Origin of the sequence: Trichococcus collinsii (assembly GCF_900107505.1) — a bacterium.
In the GTDB taxonomy this organism is placed as follows: domain Bacteria; phylum Bacillota; class Bacilli; order Lactobacillales; family Aerococcaceae; genus Trichococcus; species Trichococcus collinsii.
Map to the genome: position 1 here is coordinate 308,724 of NZ_FNQH01000003.1, position 14,371 is coordinate 323,094.

The 14,371-nt window shown below is 48.1% G+C and carries 10 protein-coding genes; 6 read left to right on the forward strand and 4 right to left on the reverse strand.

The annotated features are described in order from the left end of the window. Positions 1-16: 16 nt before the first annotated feature. Positions 17-1,516, forward strand: coding sequence for a glycoside hydrolase family 32 protein (locus BLV66_RS09015; protein ID WP_245826663.1), 1,500 nt, complete (start codon positions 17-19; stop codon positions 1,514-1,516). 54 nt (positions 1,517-1,570) lie between these two features. Continuing rightward, positions 1,571-2,524, forward strand: a complete 954-nt coding sequence (locus BLV66_RS09020; RefSeq protein WP_086985777.1) for a carbohydrate kinase family protein — start codon at positions 1,571-1,573, stop codon at positions 2,522-2,524. 284 nt (positions 2,525-2,808) lie between these two features. On the opposite strand, the gene ftsH is transcribed toward BLV66_RS09020, so the two are convergent. From ftsH to BLV66_RS09035, 3 genes are all read right to left on the reverse strand, one after another. After that, on the reverse strand, positions 2,809-4,686 hold the full coding sequence (gene ftsH / locus BLV66_RS09025; protein WP_086985778.1) for an ATP-dependent zinc metalloprotease FtsH: 1,878 nt from the start codon (positions 4,684-4,686) through the stop codon (positions 2,809-2,811). 10 nt (positions 4,687-4,696) lie between these two features. Next, positions 4,697-5,152 carry a MarR family winged helix-turn-helix transcriptional regulator gene (locus tag BLV66_RS09030; RefSeq protein WP_086985779.1) on the reverse strand — a complete coding sequence of 152 codons (456 nt, stop codon included), beginning with the start codon at positions 5,150-5,152 and terminating at the stop codon, positions 4,697-4,699. A 441-nt stretch (positions 5,153-5,593) separates the two neighbouring features. Beyond that, complete coding sequence (locus BLV66_RS09035; RefSeq protein WP_176974193.1) at positions 5,594-6,763, reverse strand: MalY/PatB family protein; 1,170 nt, start codon at positions 6,761-6,763, stop codon at positions 5,594-5,596. Positions 6,764-6,899: 136 nt separating this feature from the next. Between BLV66_RS09035 and BLV66_RS09040 the strand changes: the two genes are divergently transcribed. The 3 genes from BLV66_RS09040 (at position 6,900) to BLV66_RS09050 (ending at position 10,484) form a co-directional block, all read left to right on the forward strand. Next, positions 6,900-7,454, forward strand: coding sequence for a methylated-DNA--[protein]-cysteine S-methyltransferase (locus BLV66_RS09040; RefSeq protein ID WP_281251188.1), 555 nt, complete (start codon positions 6,900-6,902; stop codon positions 7,452-7,454). A gap of 487 nt (positions 7,455-7,941) precedes the next feature. Next, positions 7,942-9,078, forward strand: coding sequence for a 2-methylaconitate cis-trans isomerase PrpF family protein (locus BLV66_RS09045; RefSeq protein WP_086985780.1), 1,137 nt, complete (start codon positions 7,942-7,944; stop codon positions 9,076-9,078). A gap of 29 nt (positions 9,079-9,107) precedes the next feature. Beyond that, positions 9,108-10,484, forward strand: a complete 1,377-nt coding sequence (locus BLV66_RS09050) for a CitMHS family transporter (RefSeq protein WP_086985781.1) — start codon at positions 9,108-9,110, stop codon at positions 10,482-10,484. A 3-nt stretch (positions 10,485-10,487) separates the two neighbouring features. On the opposite strand, the gene BLV66_RS09055 is transcribed toward BLV66_RS09050, so the two are convergent. Beyond that, complete coding sequence (locus tag BLV66_RS09055; protein ID WP_086985782.1) at positions 10,488-11,396, reverse strand: LysR family transcriptional regulator; 909 nt, start codon at positions 11,394-11,396, stop codon at positions 10,488-10,490. Positions 11,397-11,526: 130 nt separating this feature from the next. On the opposite strand from BLV66_RS09055, the gene acnA reads away from it, so the two are divergent. Continuing rightward, positions 11,527-14,220 (forward strand): aconitate hydratase AcnA, encoded by a 2,694-nt coding sequence (acnA, locus tag BLV66_RS09060; RefSeq protein ID WP_086985783.1) that lies wholly within the window; start codon positions 11,527-11,529, stop codon positions 14,218-14,220. Positions 14,221-14,371 lie beyond the last annotated feature (151 nt).

The window sequence follows — 14,371 nt, forward strand, 5'->3', positions numbered from 1 at the left end:
AGAAATGAGTGATAGCGTGAGCATTCAAAGTCAAGTGGCCTATTCAACAGAGCGGGCCAACCGATATATAGCAGAAAATAAAGGAATAGTGAATCCTCTTTACCGGAATCGCTATCATGCATCACCGCCAGTGGGCTGGATGAACGATCCAAACGGTTTCGTCCAGTACCAAGGTGCGTACCACCTGTTTTACCAATTTCACCCGTATGATGCGAAATGGGGCCCGATGCATTGGGGACACATGAAGTCGACGGACTTGATCCATTGGGAAGACTTGCCTGTCGCCTTGGCGCCGGATCAGGCGTATGACCGGTTCGGTTGTTTCTCAGGAAGCGCCATCGAACGGGACGGAAAACTATATCTGCTTTATACAGGCGTAACTGAAGCCGATGAAGAAGGCGTGCATCACCAGGTGCAGTGCCTGGCGGTGTCGGAGGATGGGCTGCACTTTGATAAAGTGCAGCAAAATCCGGTCATCCCGATCGCGGCTTTGCCGGAAGATGCTTCCCAGATCGATTTCCGGGATCCGAAAGTATTTGAACACGAAGGTATGTACTACACGGTGATCGCCTCCAAGGCTTCCGATGAGACAGGGCAGATTTTGCTTTACCAATCTGAAGACTTGGTGGAATGGGAGTTTGCCTCAGTCTTCCTGAAGGGGACCAAGGAGCAAGGGATCATGTGGGAATGCCCGGACTTCTTCCAATTGGATGGGAAGGATTGCCTGATCTTTTCGCCGATGCAATGGCCACAAGATGGGGATGATTATCAGAATTTGAATTCATCGGTACTGGCTGTCGGCGAGGTGGATTGGACGACGAAGCAGTTCCAACCGGCAAGCTATCAAGAGTTGGATCACGGTTTGGATTACTATGCTCCCCAAAGCCTGGAAGATGATAAAGGCAGAAGGATCTGCATCGGCTGGATGCAGATGTGGGGAAGAGATTTCCCGACTGATACGCTAGGCCACGGATGGACAGGCTCCATGACGATCCCGAGAGAATTGAAATGGGTAGATGGCCAGTTGAAGCAATATCCGATCGGCATCGAGGCCAAACTTGTTCAGCAGGGAGAAAACAGCCGGATCATCACGCTGGAAGATGCCAAAGAAACAATTCCAGGCATCGAAGGGGATTGCGGACTGCTGACGCTGAAAGTGGACACGTCCGAATTGGACAACTTGAATATTTATCTCCGTGAGAATGAGAATGAAAGAACAGTGGTCTCCTTCAATAAAGAAAAGAATGAATTGGGAATCGACCGATCCACAAGCGGCATCGAACTGAAAGGTGAAGAAGCAACACCTCCTGTCAGCCGGAAAGTCACATTGGCCGGAGATCGGGATTATCTTGAACTCGCGATTTACTTGGACCATTCGTCGGTTGAAGTATTTGAGCGAAACGGTGAAGCGGTCATGACTGCAAACGTTTATCCGACCGAGGAAGCGACGGGCATTTCTTTTGAATGTAGCGGAAAAGCTGTTTTTGAGGAAGCGACTTTCACGCCATTCGTCTAATAGGAGTTGCAGTTAGGTGTGCCAGACAAATAGTTTAGGAATGAAGGAGACGTTATGCGGAGAGTTTATACGATTGGAGAGATACTGATTGATTTTTTCCCGAGTGAAATCGGCGTGCCCTTGAAAGAGGTCCAGAGTTTCACCAAGCAACCGGGAGGGGCGCCGGCAAATGTAGCTGTGACGGTCAGCCGCCTGGGTGGAAATGCGAGCTTCATCGGCAAAGTTGGTCAGGATGCCTTCGGGGATTATCTGACAGATGTCCTCAAACAGAACCAGGTCGACATCCGGCACCTGTACAGGACCGCTGAGGCAAACACGGCGTTGGCGTTTGTGTCGCTCAAGGAGAATGGGGAACGCGAATTCAGTTTCTACCGCAATCCCAGCGCGGATATGCTGTTGGACAAGGAAGAGCTGAATGAGCTTGTTTTCAGCGATGCAGACATCCTGCATTTTTGCTCGGTCGATCTGATTGAAGCCCCAGTAAAGTATGCGCATCTTGCAGCTTTGGAAAAAATGAAGCAGGCAGGCGGGACGATCGTTTTTGACCCGAATGTCCGCTTGAATCTTTGGCCGAATCCGGAAATGCTGAAACAGACGATCCAAGAATTCCTCCCGTATGCGGACATCCTGAAAATCAGCGATGATGAATTGGCTTTCATAACGGGCAAGGATTCAGAAGAAGCTGGGCTAGCGGCATTGCTGAAGACGGAGCCGAAACTGTTGATCTATACAAAAGGGAAAAACGGAGCGGACTTGTACTTCAAAGGCGATAAGGCCAGCGTTGAAGGGATCAGCGTCCAAACGGTTGATACGACAGGAGCAGGCGACTCGTTCATCGGTGCCTTCCTCTATCAGATCGCCGGCAAGGATGCTTGGGAAGACTGCAGTTTGGATGAAATCCGCGAGATGGGCACGTTCGCCAATCGTGTGGCAGCGTTGGTGACGACGCGACCAGGCGGCATGCAATCCATCCCGACCATGCAGCAAGTGTTAGGATTAGAAGTATAATAAATGCAGCACTGAATTTATGCTCAGAAATAACCTGCAAAAACCATGTTAGCGGGGAAATCAGTTCGAATAACAGTCAGAAAACCCGCCAAAAACTGACTTGATGGGGAAATTGTCCACAGTAACCTCAATATTCCCCATCAAAATCACCTTCACGGGGAATCTCGAGACGAACTCGAACCCAAAAACAAACAATTAGACACTCAGATCATCAAACCACAAGAAACCGGGTTGCCTCTTTTGAGGCAACCCGGTTTCTTGTGGTTGAGTATCAGTTGAAGACATTATTCCCCTAATATCTTCATGAACTCCGCACCGGTGATGGTCTCTTCGACCAGCAGGTGGTGGGACAGCTCATGCAGCTTCTCGCTGTTTTCGTTCAATATGGCAATGGCTTTTTCGTGGGCCTGCTTGATGATGTCCAGCACTTCGCGGTCAACCTGCTCGGCCATCCCGGCGGACACATTCATGGAAGTGTCGCCGCCCAAATATTTGTTGGTCTGGGTTTCAATCTGCATCATGTCGAACGTGTCGCTCATCCCGTAGCGCGTGATCATGGCGCGCGCCATCCGGGTCATCTGCTCGATATCGTTCGAGGCCCCGGTCGTGATGCTCCCGAAGACGATCTCTTCTGCGGCGCGACCGCCTGCCAGCGTCACGATTTTATTGAACAATTCCTGTTTCGTCATCAGCGATTTTTCGCCTTCCTCGATCTGCATCGTGTAGCCCAAAGCACCGGAAGTACGCGGAATGATTGTGATCTTGTGGACCGGCGCAGATTCCGTCTGTTTGGCCGCTACCAGCGCATGGCCGATTTCATGGTAAGAAACGATTTCCTTTTCTTTCGGAGAAATGACCGCATTTTTGCGTTGGTAACCGGCGATGACGGTTTCCACTGATTCTTCCAAATCACTTTGGGTGACGGCGTTGCGGCCCTCACGGACTGCCCTCAGGCCACCCTCGTTGATGATGTTCGCCAATTCGGCACCGGAAGCACCGGATGTGGCGCGGGCAATCGTATTGTAATTGATGGAAGGATCCATCTTGTAGTTCGTTGCATGCACTTTCAGGATGGCTTCGCGTCCTGCCAAGTCCGGCAGTTCAACCGGTACGCGACGGTCAAAACGACCCGGGCGCAGTAGGGCAGCATCAAGGGATTCCGGACGGTTGGTGGCGGCCAGGAGGATGATGCCTTTATTGGCTTCAAAACCGTCCATTTCCGCCAGCAGTTGGTTCAAGGTCTGCTCACGCTCATCGTTACCCCCGCCGAAGCTGCCGTTATCGCGTTTCTTACCAATCGTATCGATTTCATCGATGAAGACGATACAGGGGGCTTTCTCGTTGGCTTCCTTGAAAAGGTCGCGGACTTTGGCAGCACCGCGTCCGACGAACATTTCGACGAATTCGGAACCGGATATGCTGAAGAACGGCACATCGGCTTCGCCTGCGACAGCTCGGGCCAACAAGGTTTTGCCGGTTCCGGGAGGTCCGACCAGCAGGATACCTTTCGGATTCTTGGCACCGATATCTTGGTATTTTTTCGGTTGATGCAGGTAATCGACGACTTCGCTAAGCGCTTCTTTGGCTTCGTCCTGTCCGGCGACATCCTTGAATGTTTTCGAATCGCCTGCCTTCACATAGACTTTGGCATTCGATTTTCCGAATGACAATGCGCCACCGGCACCGCCACCGCCCATCCGTTTCGCCATCTGTTTCCCTAACAGGCTACCCAATCCCCAGAACAGCAGGAGCGGTAAGACCCAAGAAACCAAGATGGAAAGGATCGGAGAGGCCTCAGTCGGAATGTCCTTGCTGAAGGTCACATCGGCTTCCTCGAGACGGGTGACGAGTGTCGGATCATCGATCAGGCCGGTCATATAGACTTGTTTGTCGCCAGCGTCATCAGTTGCGACGAAGGTGATTTGGTTCTCTTCCAGTTTGACTTCGGATACTTCGCCCGTCGACACCTGGTTCAGGAACGTGCTATAAGTCACTTCCTCCACGCTTCGGTTCATGTAGCTAGGCAATACGAAATAGTTCAGGAACATCAGGGCGCTCAATGCCATCAACAAGTAATAGGCTGTCGTTCTGCGTTTATCGGGGTTTTCGTTGTTCAAATTCACATTCCATTTTCGATTGTTTTTATTTTTGTCATCTGCCATTTATGTCTGTTCAATCCTCTCGTTGTTGTTCGTTCATTTCCTCTATCAAAAGCTGCAGTTCCTTGATACCGACTGCGATTTTTTCAAGCCGTTCCTCGGACACGCCTTCCATCAGCAAGCAGTATTTGCTTTCGATATCTTGCTCCATTTTCTGAAGGATCGCTTGGCCGTTTGGAGTGAGTTTCAGCGTGATGAAACGCTCGTCGTCCGCACGCCGTTCGCGTGTGAGATAGCCTTGCTGTTCCAGCTTTTTGCATATGGTGGAGACGTTGCCGTTGTTCATATCCATCACTTTCGCCAAACGGTTGAGTGACAGATCTTCACTCAGCTTGATTTCCATCAAAATCCGCAATTGCAGCGGGGTGATGCAATAGTCTTTAGCGACCGGGCACATCACGGTATCCTTGGAAACTTGGATGGTCCGCATTAGATCCCAGATTTCTTTTTTCAAAAAATCAATTTTCATGTTGAAATCCGCTCCTTTTCCGGATAATAGTTGTGATGTAAAACTATTCTAAATCAAAACCATTATTTGTGCAAGCGGTTCAACTTACTCTTAAACAAATCCTAAAGATTCACCCCCAACCGGAATGATGTGAACCTACTATAGAGCGCGGGTGTGAAGAAATCGTGAAGATGACTGAAATAATTTCATAAGAAATGTTTGCGGCGTGCGCCGCTCTCTGGAGGAGCGCGACGGCCGGACGGGGATTCAGCTCCGGCGAGAGCGCACTCGTCGGAGGAGCGCTCAAAAAAATTGTCTCTCCTTCGGGGAAGACCGTTTCCCCGGAGGAAATCATTCAGAATGCGGGACGAACTGCGGCGAAGCCTGCGTTCACCGGAGGAAAAAAACGCACGCAAGCGATTCAGCGGGGCAGCCCCCGCGCGCTTGCGTGCGACAAAATATTCATTCTGTGTAATTCTTGTAGAAGCATCGGAATTTATGGAGAGCTTCACCAAGGAAACTACGGCTGGTAGCGCAGTTCAAGCGCACGTAGTTTTCGTAGTCCGCCACAAAACGGCTGCCGGTTTCGATGAGGACGCCAGTTTCTTGTGCCAATTCCAGGACGAAGGGATCAATATCGGTGACTTTGTTCAAACGGATCCAGACCAGAAAGCCTGATTCAGGGCGCATCCATTCCAAATTCAAACCGTCCAACTGTTCCTCCATAAGAGCCATATTTCCCTTGAGATAGACGAGCAGGTTGGTATGCCAATCGCCGCCGTGCCCATAGACAGCAGAGATGAAAGCCATGCCGGCGCGGTTGATGGTGATGTGGAAGCGGACCAGTTCGCGCTGATAAGCTTGCCGCAACTCGGGATTCCGGATGATTACATAGGAGGCTGTCAATCCAGACAAGTTGAAGGTTTTGTTCGGCGAACTGCAGACGATAATGTCTTCGTATTCATCCATGAATGAAATCAGCGAAACGAACGGTTTCTCCGAAAGATTCAGTTCGCCATGAATTTCGTCGGACAGGATTGTGACGCTGTGCTTTTTGCAAAGTTGGACGATTTCTTGCAGCTCTTCGTATGACCAGATCCGGCCGGAAGGGTTGTGCGGGTTGCAGAAGAGCAGCGTCCCGACATTCTGAGCCACGATTTCCTTTTCCATCCGTTCCATATCGACCCGGTAGGCGCCATCCACCTCAAGCAACGGCACGGTCACCATCCCGCCGAAATTCATCGCGATATCCTTGAAGACGCCGTAGACCGGCGTCAGGAACATGATCGGCTGGCCTTTGCTGACAAGGTCGGCCGCGAAATGCATGGAAGCGATGGTCCCGTTCGCTGGAACGATCCATTCTTTTTTGATCGGTGTCTCCAGTTTAGTCTTGTACCAGGATTGGATATTGTCATAAAAGCTGTCCAGCACATCAAAATAACCGAAATCCCCGGCTTCGATGAACGAGTGGAAAGCCTGCAGCACCAACTCATCCTGACGGAAATCCATATCGGCGATGAAAAGGGGATAAATGTCCTCCCGCGATGTTTGGAAACGACGCTGGATGTAATCCTTATCCCATTTCTTCGATCCGTTCCCTCGCCTGTCCAATGGGGTATCAAATGTACGCAATAGAATCCTCTCTTTTCTGTATATGTTGGGATTGCCTGTGTTAACAACACCAGTATACGGTGTTGTTGGAGGAGTGACAAATAGAGAATGCTTCCTGTTGCTGCCACCGCTGTGTATAATGGAGCAGAGAGAGTGTATGATTACGAAAAAAGGACTGATGATCAGTATGAAAGCATATAAATATATCCAAACACCGCTCGGGAAGTACTTGTTGGCTGAAAATGGCAAGGGCATTACGTTTCTGGAGCATGTTGCATTGGAATTGGATCCGCACATCGAAAAGGAAATAGCGGCTGGAGAAATGATTGAGGCGGATACGCCCTTGTTGCTGGAAGGCGAGCGTCAGCTGCAGGAGTTCTTCCGCGGTGAACGTCAGGAGTTCGATTTGCCGTTGGATGCAGCTGGGACGCCTTTCCAATTGAAAGTGTGGGAAGCCTTGCGCCAAATCCCTTACGGTGAGACGCGAAGCTACAAGGATATAGCTATCGCTGTCGAAAATCCAAAAGGCGTGCGCGCGATTGGCATGGCCAACAACCGCAACCCGATATCGATCATCACCCCTTGCCACCGTGTCATCGGCACGAACGGGAAACTGGTGGGGTATGCCGGCGGGTTGCATTTGAAGGAATATTTGCTGAATCATGAGACAAAAGTTGCAATCGAAAACAGCTCGCCCCAAACGGATATCTGAATCGTCGGGAGAAGGGATTCTCAATTATGATGGCTATTCTCAATAAGAGGATGATAAATGGGTATCCATGCTGTCGTAAAGGCAAAGGGGAAACGTTGCTATATAGTAGTAAATTGAAATGATATACAACAGAAAATAATCGGGAAATTCAGAAAAGAGCCAGGAACCTATTGTTCCCGGCTCTTTTTGCTTTGTGGAAATGTATATAATGTCTGATTCGAGTCAGGGGAAATTGATGCTTAACCGCGCAAAAAATCAGATATTTAATACCAATGATTGTAATCGTTATCATCATAAGTTAAACCTATGATTTGGATAAAAATGATTGATTGGATATTTGGTTAACCAGAATTTATACTTCAGATATCAAGTTGAGTAATGAGCAATCAATAGAACTGCAGTCTATAGGAACTTGTTACTCAGAGGATTCAACTGGATAACCACAAATCCGTGGATATTTGAAAACGTAAACATTTGGAGGGACGACATGCTAAAAGAACTACAATGCAGCATCTTTCGTGGCGGCACGAGCAAAGGTGCATTCGTAATGGAAGAAGATTTACCGGAAAATAAAGAGGAACGTGACCAGATCCTGCTAAAAATCATGGGCAGCCCTGATCAACGCCAAATTGATGGTCTGGGTGGGGCAGTCTCCACGACCAGCAAAGTCGCCATCATTTCAAAAGAAACAACTGAAAATTGGGACATCAACTATACTTTTGCGCAAGTCCAGATCGATAAGCCTTTTGTTTCCTATGCAGGAAACTGCGGGAACATCTCATCTGCTGTTGGGGTTTTCGCACTTGAAAATGCGCTGGTGGAAATTAGCGCGCCGATCACGACCGTCAGAGTATATAATACAAACACAAAGAAAATTATTCACGAACATATTCCTACACCTAACGGAGAGATCACCTATGATGGCGACTTCAGTATTTCCGGCGTTCCCGGAACTGGCTCGAAGATCGAATTGGAATTTTTGAATCCGGAAGGTTCCTTCACCGGCAAACTGTTGCCGACAGGACAACCGAAAGATCTGCTGAACATCGAGAACTACGGCATTGTTGAAGTATCGATCGTCGATGCGGCAAACCCTTTGGTATATGTGCGAGCGGGAGATATCGGCTTTATCGGATCCGAAACAGCAGCCGTGATCGATGCTGATCCAGCGAATCTTGAACTGTTGGAAAAAATCAGGGGTACAGCAGCCGTCAAAATGGGCTTGGCCGATAAGTGGCAAGAAGCCGCTACAGTAACGCCGGGAGTACCCAAAATGACGATCATATCATCGACACAGGATTACATTACGGATAGCGGCAAAGAAATAAACGCATCCGAATATGATCTTTCCATCCGAATGATGAGCATGCAAAAAGCCCACAAAACCATCGCTTTGACAGGAGCTTTGTGTACAGCAGCAGCTTGTGCGATTCCGGGCACCATCCCGAATGAAGTGCTGGGGAACGAAAATGTGAAGAATGAGATTGTACTTGGGCACAGCGATGGCCTCATTTCAGTAGCCATGAAGTACAAAAATGAAGATGGAACGATAAAAATCGAATCTGTATCAAGCCACCGGACCGCAAGAAAAATCATGGTCGGTAAAGTCTTCTATAAAGGATAGAAATAACACAAAGAATAGGAAGTGTTGAAATGTTAGCATTGTTAGGCTATGGAATGATCGTTACCTTCATGGTTTTGTTATTAACCAAGAAAATGTCACCTTTTGCAGCATTAATTTTAGTTCCCGTCGTTTTTGGTTTTGCCGCAGCACTTATAACCGGAACACCACTTTTGGAAGTATTTGATTGGATCTTTGGAGGTTTGTATTACTCGCTGGATGAGAACAAGACACTTATCGGTAAAGGTGTAGCCCCAACGATTACATTATTGCTGTTTGCCATCCTTTACTTCTCGGTTATGTTGGATGTCGGTCTGTTCGATCCATTGGCTACGAAGATGATTAAATGGGCAAAAGGCGATCCAATGAAGATTTGTGTCGCTACTGGTGTTATCTCCTTAATCGTGTCACTGGATGGTGATGGAACAACGACTGTGTTGATCGTAACGACAGCGGTTCTGACGCTTTTCAAGAAAATGAGGATGAACCAGCTTTATTTGGCGGTAATCATCGGATTCTGTAACTCGGTAATGAACTTAGTCCCTTGGAGTGGTCCGATGGCGCGTGCTATGCCGGTGTTGAACTTGACACCGAAAGAATTTTTCGTACCCGTTATCCCAGGTATGATAGGCGCAACTATTCTAGCGATGTATATGTGTTACTACTATGGTAAAAAAGAACGCGCTCGTCTGGGCTACGTTCAAGGTAGCGGCATCATCCCTGACAGCGACTTGGAACACATCATTAAAGAAATCAACGAAAAAGATGCGTATTTGAAACGCCCTAAATTGATTTGGTTCAACTTTTTACTTACCGCTGCAATCATGACAATGTTGATCATGGACATCATCAATGGCGGCATCCTCTTCGTGCTTGGTACAGCTATCGCGTTGTTGGTCAACTACAGACAGTTGAATCTGCAGTCTTCCCGTCTGATCGCAAATGGTGGAGAAGCACTAGGACCCGTGAGCTTGGTTTATGGTGCAGGTATCATCATGGGTGTCCTGAACGGCAGCGGCATGAGCACAGCCATCGCACAACAAATGGCTGGCATGATTCCGGAAAATATGGGTGCCTACATTCCATTCTTCCTGGCTTTGATTTCTTTACCTGGTTTGTTCTTCTTGCCAAATGACGCTTTCTACTTCGGTATCCTGCCGGTATTGGCACCAATTGCTTACCAATACGGGGCAACACCAACTGAAATCGGTGTCGCTTCCATGATGGGTCAAGCCATCCGTTTTGCAAGTCCCTTAGTAGCCTTCCTTTATGTTTTGGTTGACAGAACAGAAGTCAGCTTTGGTGATTACTCAAAAGAATACCTGAAATGGGGTCTTCCGAGCTTTGTGATCCAAACGGTTATCGCTATTCTGATTGGTGCGATTCCGTTACCATTCTTGTTTAATTAATCATCAAACGACTTCTCGGCAAAGGTCAATCAAGGTTCTGATGTAAGGAGGCAGTTTTCGCCCTTTGCGGTAAGCCACAATCATGTCCGCATAATGCGGCTTGCCCTCGAAAGAGAAAAAGCGCGGAGCATTGCCGAATTTCAAGTGACGGATATGGGTCTCGTTCAAAAAGGAGATCCCGTATCCCGTCATCGTCAGATTGACGGCTGTCTCGATATTCCGAGTATGCGTAACTTTATTGGGGACGAAGTTATGTTCCGCAAAAATCGCTTCGGCTATCTGACCGGTGCGCTGATCAGGGAAATGCAGAATGAAACGATCCATCTTGAACAAATGCAGATCAATGGAAGGGTAGCTGCTCTTCGGATTAGGCTTCCCTTGATTAATGCAAGGATGTCCAGAGGGTACAGCTAACAGGATCTCTTCCGATTTGATGATTTCATAGTCCAGATTCAAAGCGTGGTGCGGCATGTTCATGATCGCGATGTCCGCTTCGCCGTTGTTGATTTTTTCTTCTACAACTTTGGAAGATTCTTCGAGCAACTCGACTTCAATATTTGGGTAGATTTCATTGAATTTCGGCAAGATATCAGGAGCCAGATAGGAACCGCGCATGAATGGAATGGAAACGCGTAGACGGCCGATTTTGTTGTCCAATATATGGGCAGCTTCATCATAAAAGTTTTCGCGCATACGCAGAATCTCGATTCCAGCAGCCAAAAAACGTTCACCAAGGAAAGTCAATTCATATTTCTTTCCGATTTGATTGAAGACTGGGAATCCCAATCGGGCCTGCATATTTTTGATGTACATGCTCAATGAGGGTTGTGAGATGTATAGAGACTCAGCTGCCCTTGTCAAACTGCCGCAGTCGTTGATCGCCTTTACGTATTCGATATCTTTCATTTCCATAGAATTACCCCCTTATCATAAGTTTTGATTATGATATACATAAAAAATATATATTTCATTTATGTTTATTATAGGGATACAATCACGTTAAGTAAATACAAGAATATATAAATTGGAGAGGTACTATACTATGAACAGCAAGCAGAAATCAATCAAAACCATCACTACGAATGGGAAGGCGTATAAGTTCTACGATCTGAAATCATTGGAAAATGGACAAGTGACGATCGCCAAATTGCCATACTCCATCCGTGTCTTGCTGGAAAACTTGTTGCGACAAGAAGACGGCAAGGTCATCACTGAACAACACGTCTTATCCTTGGCCAACTGGAAACCCACCAATGAGTTGAAAACGGAGATCCCCTTCAAACCATCCCGTGTCATTTTGCAGGATTTGACCGGTGGAGCGGCAATCGTGGACTTGGCGGCATTGCGTTATGTGACCGATAAATTGGGTAAAGACTCCGCGATCATCAATCCGGACATACCGGTGGATTTAGTCATTGACCATTCCGTTCAAGTCGACTACTCAGGATTCAATGATGCCTTCAGAATGAACGCGGAAATTGAGTTCGATCGGAATCGCGAGCGTTACGAATTCTTCAGCTGGGCGGAAAAATCGTTTGATTCCTTCAGTGTTGTTCCGCCAGCAACAGGGATTGTCCATCAGGTGAACTTAGAATACTTGGCTGATGTGGTCAAGGAAGCCGAAACCGATGGGGAAAGTATCCTCTACCCGGATACTTTGGTAGGGACCGATTCGCATACGACGATGATCAACGCTTTGGGTGTCCTAGGTTGGGGCGTCGGCGGTATCGAAGCGGAGGCAGGCATGTTGGGTCAACCGTGCTACCTGCAGCTTCCGGATGTCGTTGGAGTCCGCTTTACAGGCAAGCTTCAAAATGGCGCAACGGCAACTGATTTAGCTTTAAAAATGACCCAAGTATTGCGTGAGCAAAAAGTAGTCGGGAAATTCGTCGAATATTTCGGTGAAGGCCTGAAGAACTTGACGATTGCCGACAGATCGGTCATTGCCAATATGGCGCCGGAATACGGAGCGACTTGCGGTTTCTTCCCGGTTGATGACGAAACATTGGGCTATCTGCGCTTCACCGGCAGAGAAGATGCAAAAGTGGACAGAATCGAAGCCTATGTCAAAGCGAACAACCTTTTCTACAATGATGCAATCGAACCAGAGTATTCAGAGCTGATCGAAATCGACCTTTCAACAGTGGAACCAAGCTTGGCAGGTCCGAAAAGACCGCAGGATTTAGTGAAACTATCCGATGTCAGCCAAAAATTCACCGAAGCCTATGCAGCGCCGATGGGGAATCAAGGCTATGGGTTGGATGCAGCCGATATCGACAACAAAGTAACGATCACCTATGAAGACGGTTATCAAGAAGAGCTGGAAAACGGAGCGGTATCCATCGCAGCCATCACCAGCTGCACGAACACAAGCAATCCGTACCTGATGCTCAGCGCCGCTTTATTGGCCAAAAATGCAGTGGAAAAAGGACTATCAGTCAAACGCTACGTCAAAACCTCCATGTCGCCGGGATCGAAAGTGACGGCGCGCTATTATGAAAAATCGGGCTTATTGCCTTACCTGGAAGCGCTAGGCTTCAACATCATCGGCTACGGCTGCATGACTTGCGTGGGGAACTCCGGACCGCTGAGACCGGAAGTCAGCGAAGCGGCCAAAGAGGGCAACATCTTGCTTTCAGCAGTTTTGAGCGGTAACCGCAACTTCGAAGGACGCATCCATGCGGAAGTGAAAGCCGGCTACCTGGCTGCGCCGCACTTGGTCATCGCCTATGCCTTAGCCGGGAATGTCAAAGTGAATCTAGGTACCGATCCAATCGGGACAGATAAAGAAGGGCAGCCCGTCTATTTCAAGGACATTTTGCCGAGCAACGAAGAAGTCCAAAAAGTCGTGAATGAATCTGTGTTGGCGGATATGTTCAAAGAAGAATACCGTTCCGTATTCGATTCAAACGACTTATGGAACAAAATCGAATCAGCAGATAAACCAGTCTACGACTGGAATGCTGATTCAACCTATATCGCAAATCCGCCATACTTCGAAAACTTCCAATTGGAAACGGAGCCGATAACGAGTCTGAAAGGGATGCGCGTTTTAGGGAAATTCCAGGATTCCATAACAACCGACCACATCTCGCCGGTTGGAGCCATCGCTATGAAGTCTCCTGCCGGAAAATATTTGATGGAGCGTGGCGTAAAGCTGAAAGACTTCAACTCGTATGGTAGCCGCAGAGGACACCATGAAGTGATGATGCGCGGAACCTTCTCAAACATCCGCCTCAGAAACGCTTTGGCGGATGGTTTGGAAGGTGGGTTCACCAAATACATCCCAACCAACGAAATCATGCCGATTTTCGATGCCAGCGTGAAATATAAAGAAGATGGCACCAGTTTGGTCATCCTGGCCGGAGACGACTATGGAATGGGATCTTCCCGTGACTGGGCAGCGAAAGGCGCCAGACTGTTGGGCGTCGATGCGGTCATCGCGAAAAGTTTCGAACGGATCCACCGCTCGAACCTGATCATGGTAGGGGCGCTTCCGCTGGAATTCCTGAAAGGCGAAGATGCAGACACACTGGGATTGACAGGATTGGAAGAATACGCGATCGCGATCACGGATGAAGTAAAACCGAATGAAGTGATCACTGTCACAGCTCGAGCTGCGGACGGAACGGAAAAAACATTCCAGGCAATCGCAAGACTGGATTCTGAAATCGAAATCGACTACTACCGCAACAAAGGTATTTTGCCGATGGTGCTCAGAAACAAGATCAAATAAGCTTTTCTTAACATGCTAATCCGAGAAATCGATAAATAGAAGAAGCCGGCCCCGACTCCGGCTTCCAGAATACGCAAAAAGCAGGCCCGTAACAGCCTGCTTTTTGCGTATTAAACTGAAAAAAGAGGCAACCTCGAAAAGTGAGGTTGCC